This is a genomic window from Streptomyces sp. NBC_00223 (assembly GCF_036199905.1).
Taxonomy (GTDB): Bacteria; Actinomycetota; Actinomycetes; order Streptomycetales; family Streptomycetaceae; genus Actinacidiphila.
Map to the genome: position 1 here is coordinate 7,724,780 of NZ_CP108109.1, position 26,655 is coordinate 7,751,434.

A 26,655-nucleotide genomic window follows, 5' to 3' on the forward strand; every position below is an offset into this window, starting at 1 on the left:
TTCACGCCGCAGACGCATGGCTGTTGCGGCGGTGGCCGCGGTCGGAGCCCTCGTACTGGCCTCCTGCGCGTCGGGCGGATCCGACGGAACGGACGGAGCGTCCGGCTCGACCGGGAGCCACACCGCCGGCAACGCCAAGAAGAACCCGATCGTCGCGCTTCTGCTCCCGGAGAACGCGACCGCCCGGTACGAGGCGCGGGACAAGCCGACGTTCGAGAAGCAGCTCGCGGAGAGCTGCCCCACATGTCAGCTCCGGTACTACAACGCGGCCGGGGACGCCGGCAAGCAGCTCAGCCAGGCCGAGTCGGCGCTGACCGAGGGGGCGAGCGTGCTGGTGATCGACCCCGTCGACTCCAACGCCGCCGGGGCCGTGGTCGCCGGCGCCCGCAAGCAGGGCGCGAAGGTCATGAGCTACGACCGCGTCATCTACAACGCGGGCGTGGACTACGGAGTGAAGTTCGACAACGTCCAGCAGGGCGCCGTCGGCATGCAGTCGCTGCTCGACAAGCTGAAGAAGGACGGCAAGACCTCCGGCAACGTCGTCATGATGAACGGCGACCCCGTCGACTCGGGCGCCAAGCCGGAGAAGGAAGGCGCGCACAGCGCCGTCGACAAGTCCGGCTTCACCGTCGCCGCCGAGTACGACACCAAGGGCTGGTCGGCCGCCAACGCGCAGAACCAGATGCAGCAGGCCATCACCAAGCTGGGCGCGTCCCACATCGCCGGCGTCTACGCGGGCAACGACGGCATGGCCACCGGTGTCGTCGCCGCGCTGAAGAGCGCCGGCGTCAACCCGATGCCGCCCGTCACGGGTCTGGACACGCAACTCGACGCCATCCAGAACATGGTGGCCGGCGACCTGTACGAGAGCACGTACCTCCCGGTCGAGACCGAGGCGCGGATCGGCGCCAAGGCGGCCGCCGCGCTCGCCAGCGGGAAGCAGCCCTCCGGTGAGCTGCTCAACGGCACCGTCGACGACGGCGCTCACAAGGTGCCCGCCTACCTGCTCGAATCCATCGCCGTGACGATGGAGAACATGAAGGAGATCCTGCTCGACAGCGGCTATCTGACCGTCGACCAGATCTGCACGGCCGACTACCAGAAGGCGTGCGTCAAGGCGGGACTCCGCTAAGTGACCTCCTTCCCCACCAGCGATGCCGCCCGGGTCGTGGCAGTCGACCTGGGCGGCACCACGGCCCGCGCGGCGCTCGTCGACCGAAGCGGTGTCCTGACCGCCCGGCTCAAGGAGCCCGTCCGGCACGGCGCGGCGCACGAGCAGGTCGCCGACCTCATGGCTCGGGTCGCGGCCGGTACGGACGCCGTCTCGGCGGTCGTCGGCCTGCCGGGACGGGTGGACCACGTCCAGGGCCGTCTGCACGTGGCGCGGAACCTGCCGTCCACCGACCTCGGCCGTCTGTCCGCCGCGTACCTCGCCGAGGCCACCGGACTGGCCGTCGAGCTGGCCGGTGACGCCGAACTGGCCGCGATCGGCGAGACGTACTTCGGCGCCGGATCCACCACCGGGACGACGGCCTATCTCACCCTCTCGACGGGGGTCGGCGCGGCGGTGGTGAGCGACGGCCGCGTGCTGTCGGGACGCGTGTCGGGGTTCCAGATCGGCTTCCTGCACCTGCTCGGCGCCGGACGTCCCATGATCGAGGACCTCGGCTCGGGACAGCGCGTGCGCGAGGTCGCGCGTGAACTCGGCAGGGACGTCGACTACCGCGCCTTGACCGAGCTTGCCTCCGGAACCGGCACCGGACCGAAGACGCGGCACGCCCGCGAGCTGGCGGCCGGCGCGCTCGCCGACATCGCCGACGCGGCGGCCGCCGCCGCGATCCTCCTGTGCCACGTCGTCTCGCCCGACGTACTGGTGGTCGGCGGCGGGGTCGCCCGCGCGGCCGGCGCCCACCTTCTCGACGAACTCGACCGTCGCATCCGCGACACCGCGGCCTCGCACGTCTCCTGGGACGTCGAGGTACGCGCCGCCCTGTGCGGTGACGACGCCGGCCTCGCCGGCGCGGCCGCGTGGCACCTCGCCAAGCCGATCGCGGTCGCCGCCGCGGCGGACCGACCCGGCATGAAAGGCAACCGCCGATGACACCGACCGTTGAAAGGGCGGGAGAACATCCGCCGCCCGTGCTCCAGTTGGAGCACATCAGCAAGAGCTTCGGCGCCGTGCAGGCGCTCAGCGACGTCAGCATGAGCGTCGCCGCAGGAGAGGTCGTGGCGCTCGTCGGCGACAACGGGGCCGGCAAGTCCACCCTGATCAAGACGATCGCCGGCGCCCACCCCCGCGACGGCGGCACCATGGCGGTGAACGGCCGACCGGTGTCCCCGCGCAAGCCTATGGACTCGACGCGCCTCGGTATCGCGACCGTCTACCAGGACCTCGCGCTGTGCGACAACCTCGACATCGTCGCCAACCTGTTCCTCGGGCGCGAGAAGCACCACGGGGGCTTCCTGAGCGCGCTCGACATGGAGCAGATCGCCGTCGGGCTGCTCAAGCGGCTCTCCGTCAAGATCAAGGACCTGCGCGCACCCGTCTCGTCGCTTTCGGGCGGGCAGCGCCAGTCGGTCGCCATCGCGCGGTCCCTGCTCGGTGAGCCGCGCATGGTCATCCTGGACGAGCCCACCGCGGCGCTCGGCGTCGAGCAGACCGCCGAAGTGCTCGAACTCATCGAGCGGCTGCGCGCCGAGGGGCACGCCGTCCTCATGGTGAGCCACAACCTCGCCGACGTCTTCGACGTGGCGGACCGGATCGTCTGCCTGCGGCTCGGGCGCAGCGTCACCGAGTTCCCCGTCGAGGGGACCACAGAAGAGCAGGTCGTCGCCGCCATCACGGGCGTCGCCGACAGCAGTGCCCAAAAGCGCCGGAAGCGGCGCCGCGACCGGGCCGAGGAAGGATGACCGTGACCACGAACACCGCCACCGGCCGCGCGCAGGGCACTGTCCTGCCGCCCGGACCGCCATCGGAGGGGAACTGGGCGCGCGAGCGCCTCCAGCGCCTGCGCACCGGTGACTTCGGACCGCTGCCCGTCGTCCTCGGCCTCGTCGTCATCTCGCTGGTCTTCCAGATCGCGAACGGGCGGTTCCTCTCGCCGCAGAACCTGTCCAACCTGAGCCTGCAGATCGCCTCGACCGGCGTCATCGCGCTCGGCATCGTGTTCGTCCTGATCATCGGGGAGATCGACCTCTCCGCCGGATCGGTGAGCGGGATCACCTCCGCCGCCATGGTCGTGCTGAGCATCAACATGGGTTGGCCGCCGGTCCTCGCGATCGTCCTGGCGATCGTGTTCGGCGCCGCGATCGGCCTGTTCCACGGGTTCATCTTCACCAAGCTCGGCGTTCCGTCGTTCGTGCTGACCCTGGGCGGACTGCTCGCCTGGCAGGGCGGCCAGCTCCTCGTCCTCGGCAACCAGGGCACGATCAACATCCCCTACAACGGCGCGATCGCCTCGCTCGCCAACACCACGCTCCCGGCGTGGATCGGCTACGTGATCGCCCTCCTCTACGCGGTGGCCGCGTTCGGCAGGACGTTCCTCACCGCCAGGCGGCGGCTGGAGCGCGGTCTGACCGTGCGACCCCTCACCGGGGGCCTCGTGCGCGCGTCCGTGATCACGGCTCTGATCCTCGCGGCGACAACCGTCTTCGCGCAGTGGCACGGCATCCCGCTGTCGCTGATCATCTTCGTCGGGCTCGTGGTGATGGTCGACGTGCTGCTGCGCGGCACGACGTTCGGCCGCAAGCTGTTCGCCGTCGGCGGCAACGCCGAGGCGGCCCGGCGCGCCGGCATCCAGGTCGGCACGGTCAAGGTCATCGCGTTCACGATCGCCTCGTCGCTCGCGGCCTTCGGCGGTGTGCTCGCGGCCTCGCGCCTGTTCGCGGTCAACCAGGCCAGCGGCGGCAGCGACGTGCTGCTGAACGCGATCGCCGCCGCGGTCATCGGCGGCACAAGCCTGTTCGGCGGGCGCGGCAGCGCATACTCCGCGCTGCTCGGCATGCTCGTCATCGGAGCGGTGTCCAACGGCATGGATCTGCTCAACCAGACCTCCGCCGTCAAGTACGTGATCACCGGCACTGTCCTCGTCGCCGCCGTCGTGATCGATTCCCTGGCACGACGAGGAAGGGCGGCTAGCGGCCGATGAGCGTCAACGCGTTTCTGCGACAGGGTTTCGTCCCCTTCAAGGAGGGCGTGGTGGACCAGACCGACCGGCTCACCGAAATCGCCCCGGTGCTGCGCGAGCGGGCGCTCGCCGCGGCGAGCGCCGTCGGCCGGCCCGACCGGGCCACTTTCATCGGCATCGGCGCGAGCCTCGCGGCGCTCGCCGCGCCGGTCGCCCACCTGTCGGCACACGGCATCCCGAGTGTCCGGCTCAACGCGGCCGAGGCGGGGCCGTTCGACGAGAACGCCACGCTCATCGCGCTGTCGCAGTCGGGCCGCAGCCGCGAGACGGTCGACGTGATACGCGCGGCCCCGGGCCGCAAACTCGCGGTCGTCAACGTCACCGACTCACCGATGGCCTCCGCCGCCGACTCGGTGCTCACACTCGGCGACCTGCCCGACAGCCTCGCCTCGACGATCGGCTTCACCGCCTCGGCGATGGCCGTGTCGATGCTCGCCGAGACCTGGACCGACGGCGAACCGTCCGCGTCGTGGCTCAGCCTGGGGGAGCGGCTGGCCGGATTCCTCACGGTGACCTCCGCACAGGCCGAGGAGATCGCGGACCGGCTGTCGGCCGCGTCGATCATCGACCTGGTGGCGCCGGCGGACCAGTACGGAGCGGCCGAAGGCGGCGCGCTGCTGCTGCGCGAGGTGACGCGGGTGCCCGCCGCGTCGTTCGAGACACGGCAGTACCTGCACGGGCTGATGGAGTCGACCCACCCCTCGACCCTGCACATCGTTCTCGACGGTCCCGACGACGGGCAGATCGTCCGGGCCCTCGGCTCGCTCGGCCGTCAGATCGTCGAGCTGCGCACCGGCGCTCCCGTCACCCACGGCGAGCGGACCCTGGTCGTGCCGGTCGAGGCGCGCGGCCCCCTGGAGATTCCGATCTTCGTGGCGGCGCTGCTGCAACAGGTGGCGCTGCGCGCGGCGCGGGCGCGGGGGATCGACCCCGACGAGTTCCTCTTCCTCGACACGGGCACCAAGCTCGACGACGGCGAATAGCCGCCACAGGCCCGGCCGCCGGACGACCGCCTCGGCACCGTACGGCACGGGCGCCGAATACGTCTCTCCCCATCAATCCAACGGACACAATCGGGGCTATGTCTACTTCGCCAGCACTGCACCGTAAGGTGGCGCAGCACCTCAGGGAACGCATCGAATCGGGGGTGATCGCCCCCGGTTCGAGAATGCCCTCCGAGCGGGTTCTCGCTGAGCAGTTCGACGTCAGCCGGGTCACCGTCCGCCAGGCATTGAAGGACCTGGAGGTGGCCGGTCTGGTCAAGGTCATCGCGGGTGCCCGGTGGGTGCGGGGAGAGACGTCGGCGCCGGCCTCGCTCCGGCCCGCCGAGCCGGAGGCGGAGTCGATCGAGGAGGGCGCCACCGGGCTCGTGAGCTTCTCGGACCTCGCGTCCGCGAACGGCCTGACGTCCAGTTCGAAAGTGTTGAAGTGCCTCACTCGCGCGAGTTCGCTCGACGAGGCGGACCTGCTGGGTGTCGCGCCGGGTGCTCCCATCGTCGAACTGGTCCGGCTGCGGCACCTCGACGGCATCCCCACCCTGATCGACTTCTCGCTCATCCCGGAGGGCCTGGCGCCCGGACTGGGCGAACACGATTTCACGACCGCTTCCCTCTACCGCACGCTCGCCGAGCAGTACGGCCTGCACGCGGTCAGAGCCGATTGCGTCATCGAAGCGCGCGGCGCGTCCGCCGAGATCGCCGAAAGCCTCGGCCTTGCCCCGGGCGACCCCATCCTGGAGATCGTCCAGACCACGTTCGACGAGAACCGCCGGGTCGTGCAGTGGTGCCGCAGCGTCTACCGCGGCGACCGCTACCGCTTCCGCGCCGCCCTCCAGGGCCAGGCCGGCCGCGCGCACCGCCCCCCAACCGCCGCGGAGCCGACCGGCCGCGGCGCCGTACCGCACATAGCGAGGTTGTATCCATGAGAGTTTCCGCACGTGGCGCCGTCATCGCCGGCGCCTGGGTGAAGGGCGACGTCGAGGTCGACGACGGACGGCTGGTACGCGCCGGCCTGCCGTCGACCGGCACGGGGTACGTTCTGCCCGGCCTGGTGGACCTACAGGTCAACGGGTACGGCGGGGTCGACTTCAACGCGGCGACGGCCGAGGAGTTCGAGCGGGCGTTCGCGGCGCTCACCCGGGACGGCGTCTTCCACGTACAGCCCACCGTCATCACCGACTCCGCGGACAACGTGGTCCGGCAGCTCCGCGTGCTCGGCAAGCTCCAGGAGTCGGCGCCGCGCGGCGCGAAGGTCGTGGGCGTGCACGCCGAGGGCCCGTTCCTGTCCCCGCACCACCGCGGCGTGCACCGCACCGAGTACCTCCGCGACCCCGACATCGGCGTCGTGCGGCGGTTCCTCGACGCCGGGCCGCTGCGCACGATCACCGTCGCCCCCGAACTGCCCGGCGCGCTGGAGCTGATCGCCTGGGCCGCCCGGGAAGGGGTGATCGTGCAGGCCGGGCACTCGGGCGCCGACACGGCGACCGCGTACGCGGGCTTCGACGCGGGCGCCCGCGCGGTCACGCACCTGTTCAACGGGATGATCGCGTTCAGCCACCGCGCCCCCGGCATCGCGGGCGCGACGCTCAACCGGGAGGAGGTCGCCATCCAGCTCATCGCCGACGACATCCACCTGGCGCGCGAGACCTCGCTGTTCGCGCTCAAGGCCGCCGAGCACCGCATCATGCTCGTCACCGACGCCGCGTCCCCCGCCGGGGCGGGCGACGGCGCCTTCACCGTGGGCGGCTTCACGGTCACGGTCACCGAGGGCGTGCCGCGCCTGCCCGACGGCACCCTCGCCGGCAGCACGGTGACGCTGCTTCAGCAGGTGCGCAAGCTCGTCGAGCACGACTGGCCCGTCGACCGCGCGGTGAACCTGGCCAGCCGCGCGCCCGCCCGCTTCTACGGGCTCACCGGCGCGGGGGAGCTGACCCTCGGCGGCCCGGCCGACCTGATCGTGACCGACGAGAACGTCGCCGTCGAGCGCGTCCTGGTCGGCGGAGAGGAGTTCGCGGCGTGAACCTCCTTCCCCGCGGGCTGATCGTCTCGCTCACCCCGTCGCCGCAGTCGCCCTGGCAGCACATCGACGACGTCGTCCGGCTCGCCGCCGCCGCGCAGGCCGGCGGCGCCGTCGCCGTGAAGATGGACGGCCCGGACGCCGTGCGCGCCGTGAAGCGCGCCCTCCCCGGCTTCCCCGTGCTCGCTGTCAGCATCGACGGCTCGCACGGCGGGGTCGTCCGCATCACGCCGACGCGGGACCACGCGGCCGCGCTGGTGGACGCCGGCGCCGACGTCGTCGAACTGGAGGCGGACTCGGCCGCGCGTCGCCACGACGGGCAGGACCTGTCCGAGCTGGTCGCGTCGTTCGTCGCGCTCGGCAGGCCGGTCAAGGCGGGTGTGCCGGGGATCGACGACGCGCGCACCGCCGTGGAGGCGGGCGCCGCGCTGGTGAGCTCGTCGACGATGGGCTACCCCGCCAAGGCGAACACCGGCCCGCTGCCCGACCTCGGGCTCGTGGCGACCCTCGTGGCCGCCGCCGGGGTGCCGGTCGTCGCCGAGCGCGGCTACTCGACGCCGGACGACGTGCGCGCGGCCATTGACGCGGGCGCGCACGCCGTCGTGGTCGGCTCGGCCATCGTCGACCCCGTCTGGCTGACTGCCCGTTTCGCCGGCGCGGCGTACGCCACCACTCCGTAGCCCGGCATGCGAACCCGGCCAGGAACCCCGCCGAAGGGGCTCCTGGCCGTGGCCTTACGGAGCAGGGCGACAGCTCGGGCGCCGCTTTCGCGTCCGTCGCCCTGCTGCGGGGCGAGCCCGTACCGGTCGGGCCGGCCGGGTCGGGGTGGAAACCGAAGCCGTTCAGCAGCCGTGTGCCGCCCGCCGGTTGCCGGGGTCAGTGGCGACGGTGCCGAACCCGGGGCGACGGCCGGGGTGCTTCGGGCGGCGCCGCGGTGCCCGGGTTCGGCCGTGCCGCGGTCCGCCGCCGGGATCCGCGGCCCTCGCGTGGACACCGAGGGGCACGCGTATGGACTTCGACCTGGTCGGACCGACCGCAGGGCCTTTTGCCGACTGCACACCGCGGCGGTGGTGCCCCGGCCGATCTGTCCACGGAGCGTCCGGCAGGCGCCCGCCCGCGCGCGGCGGTTCGCGCCGGCGTGGACGGCGCGCCGGGGGGCGCGGACACATCGTGTCAATGATCCGTTCGGGCTCCGCGCGCCCTGCCGACGGACACGGGCCGCAGCGATGATGAGCGGACCGCACCTGATCCAGGCGACTCCGCACACCGGCCTCTTGGCGGGTGGACACGCGGTGGAAGGAATCCACTTTGTTGCTCCTCATCTCCCCGGACAGCGTCGAGGAGGCTCTCGACTGCGCGAAGGCAGCGGAGTACCTCGACATCGTCGATGTCAAGAAGCCCGACGAAGGCTCGCTCGGCGCGAACTTCCCGTGGGTCATCAGGGAAATCCGCGATGCGGTCCCGGCGGAAAAGCCGGTGTCCGCCACCGTGGGGGACGTACCGTACAAGCCCGGCACGGTGGCCCAGGCGGCGCTCGGTGCCGCTGTCTCCGGAGCCTCGTACATCAAGGTCGGCCTCTACGGGTGCACGACGCCCGAACAGGCCATCGAGGTCATGCGAGGGGTGGTCCGGGCGGTGAAGGACTACCGGCCGGAAGCGTTCGTCGTCGCCTCGGGCTACGCCGACGCCGACCGGATCGGCTGCGTCAACCCGCTCGCGCTGCCCGACATCGCCCGCCGTTCCGGCTGCGACGCGGCCATGCTCGACACCGCGATCAAGGACGGGACACGGCTGTTCGACCACGTTCCGCCCGACGTCTGCGCGGAGTTCGTCCGGCTGGCCCACGAGGCCGATCTGCTCGCCGCCCTCGCGGGCAGCGTCAAGGTGGACGACCTCGGCGCGCTGACCCGCATCGGCACCGACATCGTGGGGGTGCGTGGGGCGGTCTGCGAGGGGGGTGACCGCAGGACCGGAAAGATTCAGCCACGGCTGGTGGCTGCCTTCCGGGCGGAGATGGACCGGCATGCCCGCGAGTACGCAGCTGCCGCCGCCGCGAGCTGACGCCGGCATGCCGACACGTCAGCCCAGCCGCACGCCCGGGACCCGCGGCGGGCGCTTCGCCGTCATCGACCCGGCAGCGGGCGAAGCATTCGACGAGGCCCCCGACCAGCAGCCGGACGAGTTGGACGCCGTCGTCGACCGGGCTCACGCGGCCTGGCGCGGCTGGCGGGCCGACCCCGCCGCCCGCACCACCGCGTTGCTCGCCGCAGCCGACGCCGTGGAGGCGGCCGGGGCCGAACTCGCTCCGCTGCTCACCCGTGAACAGGGCAAACCCCTGGCCGAGTCGTACGCGGAGGTCGCCCGCGCGGCGGCCCGCCTGCGCTACTTCGCCGAGCTGGACCCCGGGCGCCAGCCGATCACCGACGGTCGGCCGGTACGCAGCGAGGTCCGCTGGCGGCCGCTCGGACCCGTCGCCGCGATCGTCCCGTGGAACCTTCCCCTCCAGCTCGCGTCGGCGAAGTTCGCGCCCGCGCTCGCCGCGGGCAACACGATGGTGCTCAAGCCCTCCCCGTTCACGCCCCTCGCCACCCGGCTGCTGGGGTCCGTCATCTCCGCAGCTCTTCCCGAGGACGTACTGACGATCGTCACCGGCCGCGAACCCCTCGGCGCCCGCCTCGCGTCCCATCCGGGAATCCGCCATGTGACCTTCACCGGTTCGATTCCCACCGGGCGGGCGGTCGCGGAGGGCGCGGCGTCCTCGCTCGCCCGGGTCACCCTGGAGCTGGGCGGCAACGACGCGGCCATCCTGCTGGACGACGTGGAGGTGGAGCGGATCGCGGACCGGCTGTTCTGGGCGGCGTTCCGCAACTGCGGGCAGGTCTGCATGGCGGTCAAGCGCGTCTACGCCCCGGCCCGGCTCCATTCCCGAGTGGTCGAGGCTCTCGCACAGCGCGCCAAGACCGCCGTCGTCGGACCGGGGCTCGATCCGGGCTCGCAACTGGGGCCGGTCAACAACGCCGCCCAGCTGGCCCGGGTCGAGCGTTACACGGCCCGGGCCCTGGCGGACGGCGCCCGGGCCGTGGCCGGCGGCCACCGGCTGGACCGACCGGGCTACTTCTTCGCCCCGACGATTCTGGACGGTGTCCCCTCCGACAGCCCGGTCGTGACGGAAGAACAGTTCGGTCCGGTCCTGCCGGTGCTGCCGTACGGAAGCCTCGACGAAGCCGTCGAGGCGGCCAACGACACCGGCTTCGGGCTGGGCGGCTCGGTATGGGGGACCGACCTCGACCGGGCCGAGGCGGTGGCCGACCGGCTGGAATGCGGGACGGCCTGGATCAACCATCACGCCGAACTGTCCTTCGCCCAGCCCTTCGCGGGCATCAAGGAGAGCGGTGTCGGCGTCGCGGGCGGGCCGTGGGGGCTCTACGGGAACCTCAGGCCGTTCGTCGTGCACCGTCCGGAGGGGACGTGACGATGAGGTTCGGTGCGGCCGTACTGCGCTCGTACGAGAGCCGGTTCGCCGTCGAGGAGGTGATCCTGGAGGCGGGGCCGGCCGATGGCGAGATCCTGGTCGAAATCGCGGGCTGCGGGATGTGCCGGACCGATCTCGCGGTCCGGCGTTCGGCGGGCCGCTCACCGCTGCCGACGGTGCTCGGCCACGAGGGGGCCGGGGTCGTGGTGGAGACGGGCGGCCCGGACACCGGCCTGAGCGTCGGCGACCATGTCGTGCTGAGCTTCGACTCCTGCGGGCACTGCCGGAACTGCATGGGCGCGGCCCCCGCCTACTGTGACTCCTTCGCCTCGCTCAACCTCTTCGGAGGGCGCAAGGAGGCCGTGCCGCGGTTCACCGACGCGGCCGGGGGCGCCTTGGCTCCCCGGTGGTTCGGCCAGTCCTCGTTCGCCGAGTACGCCGTGGTCCCGGCCCGCAACGCCGTCCGGGTGGATCCCTCGCTGCCCATCGAACTGCTCGGACCGCTCGGCTGCGGCTTCCTCACCGGAGCCGGAGCGGTCTTCAACTCCTTCGGTGTCGGCCCCGGCGACAGCATCGCGGTCTTCGGCGCGGGAGCGGTGGGCCTGGCCGCGGTGATGGCGGCCACCGCCGCCGGTGCGGTGACCGTGGCCGTCGACCGGCACCCCGAACGGCTTGCCCTCGCCGAGCGATTCCGCGCGATCCCGCTGTCCGCCGCATCGGCCGATCTGCCCCACCGCATTCGTCGACTGACCGACGGCGGCGTGCAGTACGCGCTGGACACCACGGGCTCCGCCCAACTGATCAACGACGCGCTCCGGGCCCTCCGCCCGACCGGCAACCTCGGCCTGGTGACACGGCTGCACACCACGCTGCCGCTCGAACCCGGGGCGCTGGACCGGGGCCGGCGGATCTCCCACATCTGTGAGGGGGACGCGGTGCCGGGACTGCTGATTCCACGGCTGATCGGCCTGTGGCAGGCCGAGCGGTTTCCCTTCGACCAGCTGATCCGTACGTACCCGCTCGCCGACATCAACGAGGCCGAACGCGACTGCGACGCGGGCACTGTGGTCAAACCCGTCCTGGTACCGGAGGGGAGCTGCCGATGAGCGAGGCGTTCAACGCCGCCATCCGGTCGACAGTCACCTGACGAGCGGCCACCTACACAGCACCGCCGTGGCGGCCCGCGCGGCGAGCTTGCCTTCGCCGAGCCGACCGGACTGGTGGGCCGGGAGTTGCCGCAGGGCCGCGTGCCATCGGGTACGCCCCCGAGGAACGGGTCATTCAGGCTGTCACGTCGTGCATTCACCGCGGATCCGTCATTCGATTCCTCACGGTTCGTGGTCTCTACTCGGGAGGACACATGGTCGGCACAGGGCATCGCAACACCGGTGCGGAAGGCGTGGAAGGAGGCGTCGGCCTGACCGCTCTCCTGGTCGCCGCGGCACGGGCGATCGAAACCCACCGCCACGACAGCCTGGCACGGGACATCTACGCGGAGCACTTCGTGCTCGCCGCACCGGCGTCCGCAAGCTGGCCGGTCCGCATGCAACAGGTTCCGGACGGGGACGCGAACCCGCTGTGGGGGCGATTCGCGCGGTACTTCGGTCTGCGCACGAGGGCCCTCGACGACTTTCTCCTCAGGTCGGTGCACGCCGGGAGCGCTCGCCAAGTAGTCCTGCTCGGGGCGGGTTTGGATGCGCGGGCGTTCCGCCTCGATTGGCCTCCCGGCTGCGTGATCTTCGAGATCGACAGGGAAAGCGTGCTGGCGTTCAAGCACAAGGTGCTCGGCGGACTGTCGGCCACCCCGAAGGCGGCGCGCGTACCGATTCCGATCGATCTGCGCGCCGACTGGGTCGGAGCGCTGACCGACGCCGGCTTCGACACGGCCGCACCGACCGTCTGGCTGGCCGAGGGGTTGCTGTTCTACCTGCCCAGTGCCGCCGAGACCTACCTCATCGACACGGTGGACCGGTTGAGCACGGAGGGAAGCGCTCTGGCGTTCGAGGTCAAGCTGGAGAGGGACTTGCTGGCCTACCGCGACAGCCCGCTGTACACCTCGACGAAGCACCAGATCGGCATCGACCTGCTCAACCTGTTCGATGGAGAACCGCGGCCCGACTCCGCGGGTGACCTGGCCGGCAAGGGCTGGTCCACATCGGTCCGCACCCCCTTCGACTTCACCCGCCGGCACGGACGCGGCCCGCTGCCCGAGCAGAACGACGCGCTGGCGGGCAACCGGTGGGTGTTCGCGAACAAGTCCCGGCCCTGACGCCACCGTCCGCCGGCCACGTCCGCCGTCGGCCGGCCACGTCCGCCGACCGTGCGGCGGACGTGGCCGGCCGTGCCCTGGCCGAAGCTCAGTGCCGCCTCGACACCCTTGCCACCGACAGCACAGACCCGGACCTGCTCGGCTACCTCACCTCCGCCTCTGCGGGCCCCTCCCCGCCGCCGCGGGTGGGTCCGACCACACCGAGATCCGTTCCTGCCGACCACCTTGTTGTTCCGGCGAGAGAACCCCCTGACATTGCCTCCGCCAACGCGGTGCCGCCGTCGATGGCCTGCTCCTGGTCTCCCCACCCCGCATCGTGCCGTCCGCACGCGGGGCGCGCGGACCACCGGGCCGCCCGACCGGCCCGGGGACGCGCAGGGCGAGCAGGACGACGACGTCGTCGGTGAGCGGCAGGCGTCGGCGTGCCGCGGCACACAGGTCTGCCGGCGGCCGTAGCCTGGGTATGGCGCCGGTGGACGGATATGCGGCCGGCCGGCCGCGCGGACGCGACTCCGGGCCGGCTACCGGCAGGACGTCCCATGGCCCCCCGTACACACTGGCTCTTCGGCGATCAGCTCGGCCCGCACTTCCTGGATCCGCGGCACGGCGGACCTGACAGGGACGCTCCCGTGGTGATGATCGAGGCGCGCTCCGTTCTGCGCCGGCGGCGCTTCCATCGGGCAAAGGCGCATCTGGTGCTGTCCGCCATGCGGCACCGCGCGGCCGAACTGGGCGACCGGGTCCGGTATGTGCGCGCCGGGACGTACACGGAAGGGCTGGCCGCGGTGCTGGGCCGCGGCAGGGAACGGGTGACGGTCTGCCATCCGACCTCGCGCGCCGCGCTGGGCCTGGTCACTTCGCTGGAGCGGGTCGATGTTCTGCCCGCGAGGGGATTTCTGGTGCCGCACGCCGAGTTCGCACGGTGGGTGGACGGGCACGGCGCCGGCGGACTGCGGATGGAGGGTTTCTACCGGTGGGTCCGCGCGCAGCACGGTCTGCTCATGGAGGGTGGCGAACCGGTCGGCGGCAGGTGGAATTTCGACCACGACAACCGCGAGTCCCCGCCGCGCGGGGCCGCCACACTGCACCTGGCGGAACCGTGGAGGCCGGCCGAGGACGAGATCGACGCGGAAGTCCGCCGCGACCTCGACCGGTGGGAGCGCGACGGCGAGGTGTCCTTCGTGGGCGGCGACGGACCGCGGGAGTTCCCCGTCACCCGGCGGGAGGCGCTGGCTGCGCTGCGCCACTTCCTTTCCCACCGGCTGGCGGACTTCGGCCGCTACGAGGACGCCATGCTGGCCGCCGACCCGGTGATGAGCCACAGCCGGGTGTCCGCGCCGCTCAACCTCGGGCTGCTCGACCCCGCCGAGTGCGTGGAGCGGGCCGAGAAGGTCTGGCGTGCCGGTGCCGCGCCGCTCAACAGCGTCGAGGGTTTCGTCCGGCAGATCGCCGGCTGGCGCGAGTACGTCTGGCAGCTGTACTGGCACTTCGGCGAGGACTACCGGGGGCGCAACGCGCTGCGACACCGTGAGCCGCTGCCCGGCTGGTTCCTCGACCTGGACGCCGAGGCGGTCACCGCGAACTGCCTGTCCACAGTGCTGGCCCAGGTGCGGGACACCGGCTGGACCCACCACATCCCGCGGCTCATGGTGCTCGGCAGCCGGGCACTCCAGGACGGCTGGGACCCCGCCGCCGTCACGGACTGGTTCCACCGCTGCTTCGTCGACGGCCATGACTGGGTGATGCTGCCCAACGTCCTCGGCATGTCGCAGTACGCCGACGGCGGGCTCATGACCACCAAGCCGTACACCTCCGGCGGCGCGTACATTCACAAGATGAGTGACCTGTGCGGCCCGTGCGCGTACCGGCCCACGGATCGGGTCGGAGAGCACGCCTGTCCCTACACCACGGGCTACTGGGCGTTCCTGCACCGTCACCGGTCGGAGCTGAGCGGCAACCACCGGATGGCCCGCGCCGTCCAGGGCCTGGACCGGCTGGGAGACCTGCCCGAACTCCTGGAGCAGGCAGCCGCGCGCGGTGGACAGGCGCCATGAGCGGTGCGAAGGCAGCAGCCGGCTGGGATTCCGGCGGTCCGCGTGCACGCCACCCCCTGTTGGGCTTGGCCGAGCACGGAACGCGGCTCACTCGGCCGACCCGCTGAGCCGGTATGACGCCCCGCCCCGACGAGCCGCCGCAGTCCGAAGCACTCTTCGGCCGGGACGATCTCGCCCCAGCGCCGCCGCGCCGCCGCCCGCCGCCCCCGCCGTCACGCCCGCCCGCGCGCTGCTCGGCGTCCGCGAGATCTACGCGGAGCCGCGGGCCGCGGCCTGCGACCGGGGCCCGCGGCGTCGGGCAGCGGACCGGCCGGTACTGAGCCCAGGTGCGCGTTCTTCATGACAGCTCGCCGGGACCCCGTTCGTGTGGCGGTCCGACGACAGCCCCAGACGTATCGGAGACCGTCGCCGATACGTCTGGGGCTGTCGTCACCGGCGCCGACCCTGCGGCCGGTGCCGGGACTCCCGGACGGTGGGCTGCCGGTTCATCGGGCGGCGGCAGGTGCTGTCCATCGGGCGACCAGGACGGGCAGGAGCCGATGAGGCTCCCCGTGCGGACGGGAAACAGACGCTCATGACGATCCGCTCATCGGATCAGCGTGCTCTCCGCACACTCCGGAGCCTCGTGCCTTCGGGCCCCGGTGGGCGGGCCGACCCCTGTTCGCGGGTCGCGGCGCAGGGGTGTTACGAGCCGACGAGCGCTTTCCAGGTGTTGGTGCCGACGATGCCGTCGACGGTGAGGCTGTGTGCGGACTGGAAGGTGCGTACGGCGGTGTCGGTGCCGGGTCCGAACTGGCCGTCCACGGTCAGCGAGGTGCCGTGCGCGTTGAGCAGATACTGGATCGCCCGTACCGCCTCGCCGGACTGCCCCTGCTTGACCGTCGGCCAGCCGGCCGACGGCGGCGGGGGCGGGGGAGTGCCGCCGGTGCCCTTGGCGAAAGCCGTGAGGGCGGCGGCGCTGCCGTTGAAGCTGTCCTGGTCGCCGGGGAAGGTGCCGGAGTCGGCGTACTGCCAGATGGTCTGTGCGGACCAGCCGGCCGGCAGTGTCCCGACGCTGCCGGTGTAGCGGGCGACCCACAGCGGGTTGGTGGCGCCGAAGCCGCTGTTGTTGCCGGTGCAGGTGGTCCACCAGTCGGTGGTGGTGTAGATCGCCGGGTAGCGGCCGGTCCTGGCGTGGACCTCGTCGCTGAAGCTCCTGATCCAGGTCACCATCGCGCTCTGGCTCAGGCCGTAGCAGGTGGCGCCGTAGGGGTTGTACTCGATGTCCAGGGCCGGCGGCAGGGTTCTGCCGTCCGCGGACCAGCCGCCGCCGTGCCCGACGAAGTAGTCGGCCTGGACGGCGCCGGTGGAGTTGTTGGGGATGGCGAAGTGGTAGGCGCCGTGGACCAGTCCGGCGTTGTAGGCGCCGGTGTACTGGCCGCTGAAGGAGGGACTGGTGTACGTGGTCCCCTCGGTGGCTTTGACGTAGGCGAAGGTGGCCCCCGCGCTGTGGACCGAGGACCAGTTGACCGTCCCCTGCCAGTCGCTGACGTCGAGGCCGGGCAGGCCGGCGACCGCGGCGGGCGTCGCCTCCGGCGTCGCCGCGGACGCGCTGTGTGCGCCGGCGGCAGCCCGGTGCAGTCCGGCGCCCGCGAAGTCCGCCTCGGGGTGCGTGAGCACGGTGGCCGCGGGGGCCGCGGCCGGCCGCGCGGAGGCGGCCGCCGGACCGGCCGTCAGGAACAGGAGAGCGGTCGCCGTCAGGGGAGCTGCGGCGCAGATCAGGCGACGAACGAGACTGCTGGTTGGGGGCATGAGCATCCCTCGAAGTCGAATTGATATGACCATGTCAGTAAGGGATGTTACGCGCGTAGCTCCCTGGGGTGGAAGAACCGCACGGGAACAGGGGGTGACTGTCCGGGTTCCGGTAGGTCCGAGCCGTCGGCTGACGGGCTGACGGGCTGCCGGGCTGTCGGCGTGATCGGAGGTCCGCCGCCACGTCGGCCGGCGCCGCGCCGCGTCACCGGGCCCGGCCCTTGACGCTGCGTCAGGCCGGCAGGCCGCGAAAGCAGCCCCCTGACCGGAAAGGAAGGACGGAGAACCGCAAAGGGAGTGCTAGGGGCGGTAGGGGCAGACGCCGGGGGAGTCCTGGGGAGCCGCGCGGTGGACGAAGGCGGGGCGCAGGTCGGGGTCCGGGGCATCGTAGTAGCGGTGGAAGACCGCGGTCGCCGAGCCCGACAGCGGGGGGACGATCCAGCTCCAGTCCGTCGGCACGCGGCGGCCGTGGCGGTTCTCGCGCTCGACGTGGGCCAGGAAGCGGGTGGACTCGGTGTGGTGGTCGGCCATCGTGACCCCGGCCTGCCCGAAGGAGTGCAGGACGGCCAGGTTCAGCTCCACCAGGGCCCGGTCGCGCCACAGGGTGCGCTCGCTGCCGGTGTCGAGCCCGAGCAGGGCGGCGACGACGGGCAGCAGGTTGTAGCGGCCGGGGTCCCCGAGGTTGCGCGAGCCGATCTCGGTGCCCATGTACCAGCCGTTGAAGGGCGCGGCCGGATACGTGATCCCGCCGATCTCCAGCGACATGTCGCTGACGGCCGGGACCGCGTACCAGCGCAGGCCGAGCGCGGCGAAGCCCGGAAGACCCGGGTGGGTCAGCGGTACTTCCAGCACGGCGTCCTCGGGTACCTCGTACATCTCCGGCTGTCGGCCGGGCGCGGTCTGCACCATCAGCGGCAGCACCTCGAAGGCGCCGTTGCCACCCTTCCAGCCCAGCTCCCTCGCCAGCGCGGTCCGCTCCGCGCTTCGTGGGTCGTCCGCGTAGCGCACGAGCTGCTCGCCCAGCAGCCGCGGCGCCGGCCGGCCCGGCCGGTCGGGCGCGAAGACGCTGATGACCGGCCGTATACGGCCGTTGTTGGTGGCGATGCGCAGGTGCTCGAAGCACTGCTCGGCGATGTCGTCGGGGTGGTCGAGGTGCCGTAGGTCGCGAACGATCAGGTTGTTCCAGTACAGGCGGCCGATGCAGCGCTCGGAGTTGCGCCACGCGACCCGCGCGCCGTAGGCCAGTTCGGCCGGCGTGTGCGCGTAGGTGCCGGACACCGCCACCTCGGCGGCGATCTGCGTCAGTCTGCGCCGGGGGTCGGTCGCGTCCGGCTCCTCGGCGGCGAACCGGCGGATGAAGTCCCCGGCGGCCTCCAGGAGAGCGCCGTGCTCGGCGGTACGGCGGCGGACCGGCGTGGCACGCGGGTGGTGGAAGGTCACGGGTGGTTCTCTCCTGGTCGGGGTTCCGTGCGCGCTCGGCGCTGGGCGGCGCACGGCTGGTGGCTCGGCGGTGGCGCTCCGGCGGCCCGGCGCTCGGACGTTCGGCGCTCGGACGCTCGGACGCTCGGCCGGCGGGCTCGGCGCTCGGTGCTCGGCGCTTCGGCGGGGGCGGCTCAACCGGCCGACGGTCGGCTCCGGCGGCTCACATGGCGTCCTCCGGTGTTCTCCTGGGCAGCAGTTCGGCCTCCAGCGCCGGTACGTCGAACGGGTCGCGGTGGATCCATTCCCTGGGCACGCCCTGCCGGATCAGGGCGTTGGTGGCCTGGGTGACCATCTCCACGGGGCCGGACAGGAAGGCGTCGTGCTGGTACCACGGCCCGAACTGCCCCAGCACCTCGGGCAGCGTGCCTTCCAGCCCGACGATCCGCTCGTGGGAGACGGCGGCGCGCACCGACAGCCAGTGGTGGCGCTGCGACATCCGCAGCATGTCGTCGAGTCCGTACAGCTCGTCGGCGGTACGCGCGCCGACGAAGACATCGACGTAGCGCTCGGTCCCGTCGCGGGCGGCCTGTTCGACCAGGGCCCGGATGGGGGCCATGCCGGTGCCGCCGGCCACGCAGACCAGGTCGCGGTCGCTGTTCGGGTCGAGCGTCATGTCGCCCTGGACCGGGCCCAGTTGGACCTGGTCGCCGGGTTTGGCCCGGTGCACCAGCGCCTGGCTGACACGGCCGCCGGGCACCGCCCGTACGTGGAAGGTGAGTGTGTTGTCCTCGCGCGGGGCGTGCGCGGGGGAGTAGTAGCGCCACGCCCTGGGCTGCCAGGGCGTCTCGACACCGGCGTACTGCCCCGCGATGTACGGGTACGGGCTCTCCGGCCGCAGGGTGACCTCGGCGATGCCGTGGCCGCGCTGCACATGGTGGATGACCTCCGCCGGCCACACCGCGGGCGACACCAGGGCGTCCTGCTCGGCGGCGAACGTCATGACCTGGGCGACCAGTTGGTAGGCGCGCGTCCACACTCCCGCCAGGTCCGCGCTCCAGGCGGGCCCGGCGAACCGTGCCAGGGAAGCCAGCAGGCACTCCCCCACGGCGGGGTAATGCCCGTCCAGGGCGCCGAACTTGCGGTGGTCGCGGCCCAGCCGGCTGCAGAAGCGCACCAGGTTGTCGGGGTCGTCGACCAGGTCCACGATCCGGAGCAGCCCCCGCAGCAGCCGGTCCCGCTGGACGTCCATGTCGGCGGGAAAGAGCTGCCGCACCTGCGGGTAGCGGGTGAACAGGATCGCGTAGAAGTAGACGGTCATCTCCCCGGCGAAGGGGCCCACGATGTCCACGCTCGCGCGCAGCAGGGCGATCTCGTCGTCCGCCAGCGGCACCAGGACCGGGGGTTCGAGCATGGCGACGGGCGGTGGCGGTAACGGGGCCGGCGGGGGCTCCGGCAGCGGGGGGAGACCGCCGGACGCACCGCCCGCCGCCGAGCCTCGACGGCCTTTCCCGGGACGCGATGCACGGGTGGAAAATATCACTCGGCGCACCTCGATTCACTGTGATTCGGTATCGGCGAAAAATATTGCGGGCTTTATGGCGGACCGGACGGGCGCGTCACGCGACGCGCCTCGACAGCGTTGTCGTGCCCTGCTTCGTATCGTCCGCCGGGCGGCGCAATCGCCGTGGACCGCGGAGCACGGACAGGCGCACGCGTGCGATGAAAGCCTGCGTGGTCACGTAGCTCCTCGGTACTTGACGTGCGGATGTGCGGGCGCGGTCGGAAAGCCACGGGCCACCCTAATGCGTCGGCTTGCCGTGTCAAAAATGCGCGCTCAGGGCAGCTGAAATCCTCAACAATGGTCGCCCTTTCCGGATTTGGCCACTTATCACGGTACTTGCCATGTCGGTGACAGGGGTGGGATTTCGGCCATTGCGCGCCCGGCCGGGGCGCAATTGCCCCGGCTGTTTTCAAACGGCCCCGCGCACCTGCGGGCCCCCGGCGGACCCGTACCCGGACCGGACCCGTACCGGTCCCGCCACGGATCGGCCGATCCGAGCAGCCGGGGCGCCGACAACGCTGCCCCCACGACTCCGTCCGCCACCCCGCCCCCGTCGTCGACGATCCGACAGGCGAGGGTTGAGATCGGCCAACTCCGGCACGAGCCGTCGCAGTTGAAGACGACACCGTGTAACTCGGACGCGTCCTGTCGGTCGCCGCTACCCACATCAACCACGACGACAACCTGGTCGACGTCGTCGTCGAGAGCACCCCCGGCCGTCAGAACACCCTCCACGCCACCACCGAACACCCCTTCAGGGACGACACCACCCACACCCAGGGCCCCGGCGAGTGCCTGGATCGTCTGGTTTGATCATGTGATGCCGTAGAGGGCGAGGACGCGGGGGCGCTCGGTGTGGGCTCGTCGTCCGGCGGCGGTGTTGACGTAGCCGGCGAGCTTGAGCGCGCTGCGGATCAGGTCGCGGAGGGCAGCGAGTACGGCGGGCGCGTTGTGGGTCCTGACCTGGGACTTGTCCTCGTTGAAGGTGACATCTCGACACCAGTGGACGGTATTTTCCACGGTCCAGTGCCCGCGGGCCCAGGACGCGATCTCGGCTGCGTTCGCTTCCTCGGTGGGCAGGTCGGTGATGGCGTAGACGGTCTCGCTGGACCATTTCTTCGCCCCGTAGAGACGGCGACGGCGCTGGATGCGCAGGACCTGGGCCGCGTGCGGGAAGAGCAGTCCGTTGACGGTGACGACCTGCACGAGCCGCTGCTCGTGACGGCCGTGGCCCCGGGCGTCGTCGCGGTGGATCACGGGGATCACTTTCCAGGGCAGGGCGTGGAGCTGACGGGCCTGGCCGCGCTGGTTGTTCTTGATGGTCAGCAGGTAGTGAGCGCCGCGTTCGCGCAGGTAGGTGGCGTGGTCGCGTTGGGCGTGGAGGGCATCGGCGGTAACGACCACTCCCGCGAGATCAGCGTCATCGATCTGGTCGAGGAGAGGTGCGAACTCGGGGATCTCGTTGGTCTTCGCGCCGATCTCCCGGGAGGCGAGCGTGACACCGTCGCCGTGACGGACGGCGGACAGGACGAAGACCCGGCTGCCGTCCGGGCGCCTCGCGCCACGCAGGCACTTGCCGTCCACCGCGATCGCCCGCCGTCGCAGCCGTACCGGCTCGGCGCGGGCGGCCGCCCGGTGGGCCCGGCGCTGTTCACGCTCGGTGCCACCGTCGGGCATCACCGGATCCGGCCGGCGGGCCTGTGCGGACAGCAGAGGCCGGAGGTAGTCGTAGCCGGCCGCGCTGATCTCACCGGGATCGAGCCGCCCCAGGACGCTGCGCAGGGTCTTCTCGCTCGGCACCCGGTAGCGGCCAAGGAGTGGGTGGTAGGGCAGGCCGAAGGCGGCCAGTTCCTCCGGCGTCGCACGTCGGCACCACTCCGCCGCCGCGGTGATCGAGTCGTGGCCGGACGAGGTCATCGCGCAGACCACCAGGGCCAGCAGCGAGGAGAGCCGGTACCGCACTCCGCAAGCCCCTCTCGGATCGGTGACCGACTCGAACTCGACTACCAGGCAGCGGACTTGCTCCTTGGCGGCACCCTCGCCGAGAGCCTCCAGGCAGGGCGCATGAGGCACGGGGACAGCGACAGGGGATGATGGAGGAACGAACACGGCACCTTCGTGGATCTTGCAGCGTAGAGAACTCCATGATCCACAGGTGCCGTGTTCACCTGCTTCCGGGGCCCACCACCGAGATCAACACCCCAGGCCGGGACAATCCAGGCACTCGCCGGGGCCCTGACCCACACCTGGGTCCCCACCGGCGAACTCACCCCCGGCGCGGCTGCCAGGTACAACCTCACCGCCGACCAACTCCACACCTACTATGTGCTGGCGGGCGATACGCCGGTACTGGTTCACAACTGCGATTCACTTGTGGATTACGCCAACTCTGTGCGTAATGAGCCAGGGACGAATTCGATTCCGTATGAGTCTCCCTCGGGGGCGAAATATTACGGCCGCAACAAGCACGGTCAGCAGGCGGACGGCGACCTGGCGGAGGCTCTGGAAGAAGCTGGTCATCACGGAGGCTGTGCCGAGGTGAGCTGTCTCATTCAGGCCCAGAAGGCTGAAGGCTCCGATGCGATCAGAGGAGGTACGATGCGTATGGTGAAGTCGAGAAACAACTCCATGCCGACTTCGAATACGACTGGGCATGGTGAACCAGCCACTCCATGCGGTCGATGCGAGCGACTGCTGGACAACCTCGGTATCGGTTATTAATCATGATCAGATTTGACTCGTTGCGCCCCGACCTGCTGCAGGCTCTTCGTGACGCCGGCTGGCACCCCCAGCGGGGAGTGGATGCCAGCCCTTGGCTCGACTCCTTGCAGCAGGAGGGGTATCAACCAAATTCGAAGGCTGCAGAATTCTTGTCGCGCTGGGAGGTCTGATTGTCGAGCCGGTAAATAAATCTGGCCCGAACTTCAGCAACGATGAACCTTTCAATTTCGACCCCATTTCGGCTGGGGCGGGCCAGCGAGGCCTGGCATTGGAAATTGAGAAAGCCCTGGGTGGGCAATACTTTCCTATCGGCGAATGGCTCAGCTATTCGAGCGTCTTCGTGGAGACCGGTGGGAAGGTGGTTTCCGCTGGCCTTGGATGGATTTGGGGAATGGGTTCTACCATCGAAGACGCTTTGGAGTTGGCGGTTTGCGCAGATCGGCCCCTGGTATGCCTGCATTCTGACCCGGGACTAAAGCCGTGGCCCCGATGAATTCGAGACGGTGAATTGAAGCCCCGCCGGTGCGTCCCGGCGGGGCTTCTGCGTTGGGGCGACGGCAGTAGTCGACGGCAACGTCAGTGGATGGATGCCGCACATAGTGGTGGTTCGTCGCCGCCCTCGGGCTCGGTCGTGGCCTCGGGGAGGGTGTGGAGGGTGTGGCTGAGGAGATCGATGGCCTGGCGTTGGAGACGCAGGCGGACGTGTGCGTACACCATGGCCGTCACGCCGATGTGAGCGTGACCCAACAGCTCTTTGATGACGACCAGTTCGACGCCCTGCTCCAGGAGGAGTGTCGCGGTGGAGTGCCTCAGGCCGTTGAACCGGATTGCCCGCAGGCGGGAGCGGCGGAGCAGGACGTTGAAGTGCCGGGTGAGGGTGGCGGGTTCGATGGGATTGCCCGTCGGGGCGGGTGAAGACGAGGCCGCTGTCCATCCACTGCGCGCCGGTGTGCTGTTTCTCGGGGGCCTGCCGGTCGCGGTGAGTGCGGAGTGAGGCGACGGGGGCGGGGAGGGCGATCGGCGTTCCGAGCTGATGGTCTTGGTGGGCGGGGTGGTCAGGCCGCTGGTGCGCTGGAGTGTGCGGGGGATGTCTGCGGTGCCCCCGCGTCGAGGTCGAGGTCTTCCCAGCGCAGGCCCAGGAGTTCGCCTTTGCGTAGGCCAGTGCAGGGCGAGTTCGAACAGGACGGCGAGCCGGTGCCCCTGGGCGCCGGCGAGGAACTGGCGGGCTTCGTAGGCCGTCAGGCGGTTGAAGCGGCGGGGTGGGGGTGCCCATGTGGACGTTGCGGGGGATCTCCTCTTCGCGGGCGGCGTGCTCCAGTGCGGACTTGAGGACGGAGTGCACGTAGGCCAGCATGAGAGGAGAGAGCCCCTTGCGGCAGCACTTCCCGATCGCGCAGCGCTGGGGCTGGTCGCGGGCGATGTCGAGGCCGCGTGAGCGTGACGACCGACGAGTCCGGTAACGCGGTCAGAAGATTGCGCGGTTCGATGTGAACCCCAATAGTGCTTACGTTCAGAAACTGGGGCCGCATCTGAATTGGAAACTCAGATCAATGGAAAGACCGTTACAAGTGGCCCGCTAAAGGATCCGCACACCGGTATTAATCCATCCACGATCCGGCCGGGCGGCTACTGGCTATAGACGACTGACGGAGACGTAATGCTGAAAGTATTGCGCGGCGATTCGACAGGGGAGTTGGAGCTGTCTGGAACCCGCTTTGAGCTGTTGGCTTTGGGTCGAAAGCTGCGGAGCGGCGAGGGGGAAGCCATCTTGGAAAAGGTACCAGATCCGTTCCCTTACAGCAGATCGTTGTTGCGGATCGAAATTCACCAAGCGAGTGGAAATATCAGGATTTCTTCTTCTGCGGACGGTGATTCTCTGAACGTTGAAGGCAGATTGGAATCAATTTCTCTTCTTGCCGAGAACATCGAAGGCTTCGCTTTGGAGGCAGATCGGTGCGACCATCTTCATGTGGACTACTTTCCGGAACATGACTATCTGGCCGAAGGGTCAGGATCGCTGGTTCTCGCCATCGACAGCGATGCAATTCAGGTGCCATGAAGCGGCTGGGGGCAGCTGGCCTTGAAGTGAGGTTATTAGGTTTCCATGCATTACCCAGCGGCCCCATCGGATTGGTTTCCGATGGGGCCGTTAGGGCGCGGGGCCCTGGCGGAGACCGCCCCAGGCCGGGACACGGCTCGGATCGGTGCCCGCTGGTTTGCGGCGGCTCCGTGGTATCAGGACGAAGGGGGGGAGTATTGGGGTGTGCGACGTTGGAGTGGCGGCGGTCGCGGCGATGGCACAGGACCTGAGCTACGAAGTCGCGCTCTCGCACCCCGTGCCATATATCATGGGTGCTATGGACAGTGGGCGGTACTCGATCGAGATCGAGCCGGAGGTGCGGCTGTGGCTGGAGAACATTCCCGCCCATCACTACAAGCAGGCCGAGCGCGTCGCCGACCTGCTCGCCGAGCAGCCCACCACGCTCGACGAACCGCACTCCCGCCACCTGGGCGGCAAGCTCCGCGAGCTGCGCTTCCGCCTCGGCGACGCCCACCAGCGCATTACCTACTGGCTCGCACCCGACCGTCGTATCGTGCTGCTCACCGTGTTCCGCAAGAGCAAGATGCGCGAGCAGGCCGAAGTGGACCGCGCGCACGCCGCTCAACGGCTGTGCGAAGCCGAGCACCAGGCAGCCGCTGAACACGACCTCTACAGCCGTGACCTCAAGGAGGACCGATGAATCACAGCGAATGGAGGACCCGCCGCCACCGTCGGCTGGTCGGTGAACACCTCGACGCCGACCCCGAGTACGACCGCGTCTACGAAGAAGCCAGCCTCGCCATGACACTGGGCAAGGCCGTCTACGACCGGCGCAAGCAACTCGGGCTGAGCGAGGCCGACCTGGCCGAGCGCCTGCACACCACCACCGACGAGATCGAAGGCATCGAGACCGCCACCGAACTGCCGCCCATCGCTGTCATCATGCGCCTGGCCCGCGCTCTGGACCTCACCGTCGACATGCACCTCGCCCCCGGGGACGAGCCCACCGTCACCATCGTCACCCCGGCCGCCTGAACCCGGGAGAAGCCATGCACGACGCCTCCACAGCACTCGCCCGAGAGCTGGGCAGACTCGTCCACGACCGGCGCACTGAACTCGGACTGTCCCAGGCCGACCTGGCTGAGCGATGCGGAATGAAACAGCCGCAGATCTCCCGCTTCGAAGCCGGCGGAACGATGCCCACCCTTCCGATGCTGCGCCGCCTGGCCCGCGCCCTTGGAGCCGACTTGAGCATCAGTCTCACTCCGCACGACAAGGCCGCTTGACGTGGATCTCAAATCCCAAGAATTCCATGCGTGATCCAGACCGTTGACGGCAGTAGGGACGGCAACACCGGTGGACTTCAGTACGAAGGGAGCCACAGTGCGTCCTACCATCGTCCTTCTGAGTCCTACTGGTGATCATCAGGAACTGGTGAATCGCTTGCGTGGAGCTGGCTCCTATCGCGATGACAAGTTTTTTGATCACTTGGATCGAGGAAAATTTCGATTCGGTGTGGACATTTCCGGGGGCGTCATCAATGAGTTTGACGAGGAAGAGCTTGCCGAGATTTCTGAGAAGCTCGGAGAGTTCAGGCGGTCCTCATCGAGTACCCCGATATGGCACGCATCCGTGGATTCCGGAGGGGCCGTAGGGGCTTGTGACGGGAACGTCAGCGGATGACTGCCACGACGGGTGGGTCGTCAGGGCCGTCGTCGGCCTGGCCAAGAACGTCGTTGAGCGTGTCGATGACGTCGCGTTGGAGGCGGAGTCGAACGTGAGCGTAGACGGTGACGTTGAGTTCGAAGCGGTGATCCGATGCGGTGGGCGCCTGGAATACGGGCTGGGCCATCGGGATGTGACACGACTCCACTCACAGGACTCCGGAGACATCCTGTACGGCCTCGAACAGCGGCCGCCACATGCGTTCGGGGGAGCGCAAGGGGAGCGCGGACGCCTTGGACACCCCGGCATGAGCCAACACGATAGAGCCCTACGCATGCCTCCTGATTAGGCAAAACAAGGTTCAGTGGTAGTGCCGGACATGACGTGTCACGACCGCTCGCGCACTCGTCATGCGTAGGTCTCGGGCCCGAATCCCGAAGGCGGCTCCACGGTAACC

Annotated in this window: 24 protein-coding genes and 1 pseudogene; 19 read left to right on the forward strand and 6 right to left on the reverse strand. The window is 70.2% G+C overall.

The genetic code is table 11. The annotated features are described in order from the left end of the window. Nucleotides 1-16 precede the first annotated feature (16 nt). The 13 genes from OHA30_RS32790 (at nt 17) to OHA30_RS32850 (ending at nt 14,997) form a co-directional block, all read left to right on the forward strand. A complete protein-coding gene (locus tag OHA30_RS32790; RefSeq protein WP_328917500.1) occupies nt 17-1,132 on the forward strand; it encodes a substrate-binding domain-containing protein in 1,116 nt (371 codons plus the stop codon). Continuing rightward, the gene (locus tag OHA30_RS32795; RefSeq protein ID WP_328917501.1) at nt 1,133-2,101 is read left to right on the forward strand and encodes an ROK family protein; all 969 of its coding nucleotides are present in this window, start codon (nt 1,133-1,135) and stop codon (nt 2,099-2,101) included. Then, nucleotides 2,098-2,910 (forward strand): ATP-binding cassette domain-containing protein, encoded by an 813-nt coding sequence (locus OHA30_RS32800; protein WP_328917502.1) that lies wholly within the window; start codon nt 2,098-2,100, stop codon nt 2,908-2,910. The genes OHA30_RS32795 and OHA30_RS32800 overlap by 4 nt, the downstream gene beginning before the upstream one ends. Nucleotides 2,911-2,912: 2 nt before the next feature. Continuing rightward, entirely contained in the window at nt 2,913-4,148 is a 1,236-nt protein-coding gene (locus OHA30_RS32805; RefSeq protein WP_328917503.1) for a sugar ABC transporter permease, read from the forward strand. Then, entirely contained in the window at nt 4,145-5,170 is a 1,026-nt protein-coding gene (locus tag OHA30_RS32810) for an SIS domain-containing protein (protein WP_328917504.1), read from the forward strand. Before OHA30_RS32805 ends, OHA30_RS32810 begins: the two co-directional genes overlap by 4 nt. 98 nt (nt 5,171-5,268) lie before the next feature. Continuing rightward, the gene (locus OHA30_RS32815) at nt 5,269-6,111 is read left to right on the forward strand and encodes a GntR family transcriptional regulator (RefSeq protein ID WP_328917505.1); all 843 of its coding nucleotides are present in this window, start codon (nt 5,269-5,271) and stop codon (nt 6,109-6,111) included. Next, nucleotides 6,108-7,205, forward strand: coding sequence for an N-acetylglucosamine-6-phosphate deacetylase (nagA, locus tag OHA30_RS32820; RefSeq protein WP_328917506.1), 1,098 nt, complete (start codon nt 6,108-6,110; stop codon nt 7,203-7,205). Before OHA30_RS32815 ends, nagA begins: the two co-directional genes overlap by 4 nt. After that, the gene (locus tag OHA30_RS32825; protein ID WP_328917507.1) at nt 7,202-7,882 is read left to right on the forward strand and encodes an N-acetylmannosamine-6-phosphate 2-epimerase; all 681 of its coding nucleotides are present in this window, start codon (nt 7,202-7,204) and stop codon (nt 7,880-7,882) included. Before nagA ends, OHA30_RS32825 begins: the two co-directional genes overlap by 4 nt. A gap of 628 nt (nt 7,883-8,510) precedes the next feature. Next, on the forward strand, nt 8,511-9,263 hold the full coding sequence (locus tag OHA30_RS32830) for a (5-formylfuran-3-yl)methyl phosphate synthase (protein WP_328917508.1): 753 nt from the start codon (nt 8,511-8,513) through the stop codon (nt 9,261-9,263). Between the two features lie 7 nt (nt 9,264-9,270). Continuing rightward, nucleotides 9,271-10,674 (forward strand): aldehyde dehydrogenase family protein, encoded by a 1,404-nt coding sequence (locus OHA30_RS32835; RefSeq protein WP_328917509.1) that lies wholly within the window; start codon nt 9,271-9,273, stop codon nt 10,672-10,674. A gap of 2 nt (nt 10,675-10,676) precedes the next feature. After that, nucleotides 10,677-11,780: an NAD(P)-dependent alcohol dehydrogenase gene (locus tag OHA30_RS32840; protein WP_328918087.1), complete on the forward strand. Its 1,104-nt coding sequence runs from the start codon at nt 10,677-10,679 to the stop codon at nt 11,778-11,780. Nucleotides 11,781-12,034: 254 nt separating this feature from the next. Continuing rightward, a complete protein-coding gene (locus OHA30_RS32845; RefSeq protein WP_328917510.1) occupies nt 12,035-12,943 on the forward strand; it encodes a class I SAM-dependent methyltransferase in 909 nt (302 codons plus the stop codon). A 539-nt stretch (nt 12,944-13,482) separates the two neighbouring features. Beyond that, nucleotides 13,483-14,997: a cryptochrome/photolyase family protein gene (locus OHA30_RS32850; RefSeq protein WP_328917511.1), complete on the forward strand. Its 1,515-nt coding sequence runs from the start codon at nt 13,483-13,485 to the stop codon at nt 14,995-14,997. 684 nt (nt 14,998-15,681) lie between these two features. Here OHA30_RS32850 and OHA30_RS32855 read toward each other — a convergent pair. The 4 genes from OHA30_RS32855 to OHA30_RS32870 all read right to left on the reverse strand — a co-directional run bounded on the left by OHA30_RS32855 (nt 15,682) and on the right by OHA30_RS32870 (nt 21,880). Next, on the reverse strand, nt 15,682-16,788 hold the full coding sequence (locus OHA30_RS32855) for a GH25 family lysozyme (RefSeq protein ID WP_328917512.1): 1,107 nt from the start codon (nt 16,786-16,788) through the stop codon (nt 15,682-15,684). A gap of 300 nt (nt 16,789-17,088) precedes the next feature. Continuing rightward, a complete protein-coding gene (locus OHA30_RS32860) occupies nt 17,089-18,228 on the reverse strand; it encodes a nitric oxide synthase oxygenase (protein WP_405784885.1) in 1,140 nt (379 codons plus the stop codon). 202 nt (nt 18,229-18,430) lie between these two features. Continuing rightward, nucleotides 18,431-19,621: a globin domain-containing protein gene (locus OHA30_RS32865; protein ID WP_328917513.1), complete on the reverse strand. Its 1,191-nt coding sequence runs from the start codon at nt 19,619-19,621 to the stop codon at nt 18,431-18,433. Nucleotides 19,622-20,584: 963 nt separating this feature from the next. Then, nucleotides 20,585-21,880, reverse strand: a complete 1,296-nt coding sequence (locus OHA30_RS32870) for an ISAs1 family transposase (RefSeq protein ID WP_328913034.1) — start codon at nt 21,878-21,880, stop codon at nt 20,585-20,587. 51 nt (nt 21,881-21,931) lie between these two features. Here OHA30_RS32870 and OHA30_RS32875 point away from each other — a divergent pair, with 51 nt between their 5' ends. Beyond that, nucleotides 21,932-22,492: a hypothetical protein gene (locus tag OHA30_RS32875; protein ID WP_328917514.1), complete on the forward strand. Its 561-nt coding sequence runs from the start codon at nt 21,932-21,934 to the stop codon at nt 22,490-22,492. Nucleotides 22,493-22,494: 2 nt separating this feature from the next. After that, a complete protein-coding gene (locus tag OHA30_RS34145) occupies nt 22,495-22,662 on the forward strand; it encodes an SUKH-3 domain-containing protein (protein ID WP_443045122.1) in 168 nt (55 codons plus the stop codon). A 406-nt stretch (nt 22,663-23,068) separates the two neighbouring features. Here the strand turns inward: OHA30_RS34145 and OHA30_RS32880 are convergent. After that, a pseudogene (locus OHA30_RS32880) lies at nt 23,069-23,915 on the reverse strand (tyrosine-type recombinase/integrase); the annotation flags it as partial. 234 nt (nt 23,916-24,149) lie between these two features. Here OHA30_RS32880 and OHA30_RS32885 point away from each other — a divergent pair. The 4 genes from OHA30_RS32885 (at nt 24,150) to OHA30_RS32900 (ending at nt 25,819) form a co-directional block, all read left to right on the forward strand. Beyond that, the gene (locus tag OHA30_RS32885; RefSeq protein ID WP_328917515.1) at nt 24,150-24,551 is read left to right on the forward strand and encodes an Imm32 family immunity protein; all 402 of its coding nucleotides are present in this window, start codon (nt 24,150-24,152) and stop codon (nt 24,549-24,551) included. A 298-nt stretch (nt 24,552-24,849) separates the two neighbouring features. After that, nucleotides 24,850-25,233: a type II toxin-antitoxin system RelE/ParE family toxin gene (locus OHA30_RS32890; protein WP_328915887.1), complete on the forward strand. Its 384-nt coding sequence runs from the start codon at nt 24,850-24,852 to the stop codon at nt 25,231-25,233. Beyond that, complete coding sequence (locus OHA30_RS32895; RefSeq protein ID WP_328917516.1) at nt 25,230-25,568, forward strand: helix-turn-helix domain-containing protein; 339 nt, start codon at nt 25,230-25,232, stop codon at nt 25,566-25,568. Before OHA30_RS32890 ends, OHA30_RS32895 begins: the two co-directional genes overlap by 4 nt. A 14-nt stretch (nt 25,569-25,582) precedes the next feature. Further along, complete coding sequence (locus OHA30_RS32900; protein WP_328915889.1) at nt 25,583-25,819, forward strand: helix-turn-helix domain-containing protein; 237 nt, start codon at nt 25,583-25,585, stop codon at nt 25,817-25,819. A 386-nt stretch (nt 25,820-26,205) separates the two neighbouring features. Here the strand turns inward: OHA30_RS32900 and OHA30_RS32905 are convergent, their stop codons facing one another. After that, nucleotides 26,206-26,385, reverse strand: a complete 180-nt coding sequence (locus OHA30_RS32905) for a hypothetical protein (protein ID WP_328917517.1) — start codon at nt 26,383-26,385, stop codon at nt 26,206-26,208. Between the last annotated feature and the right edge of the window lie 270 nt (nt 26,386-26,655).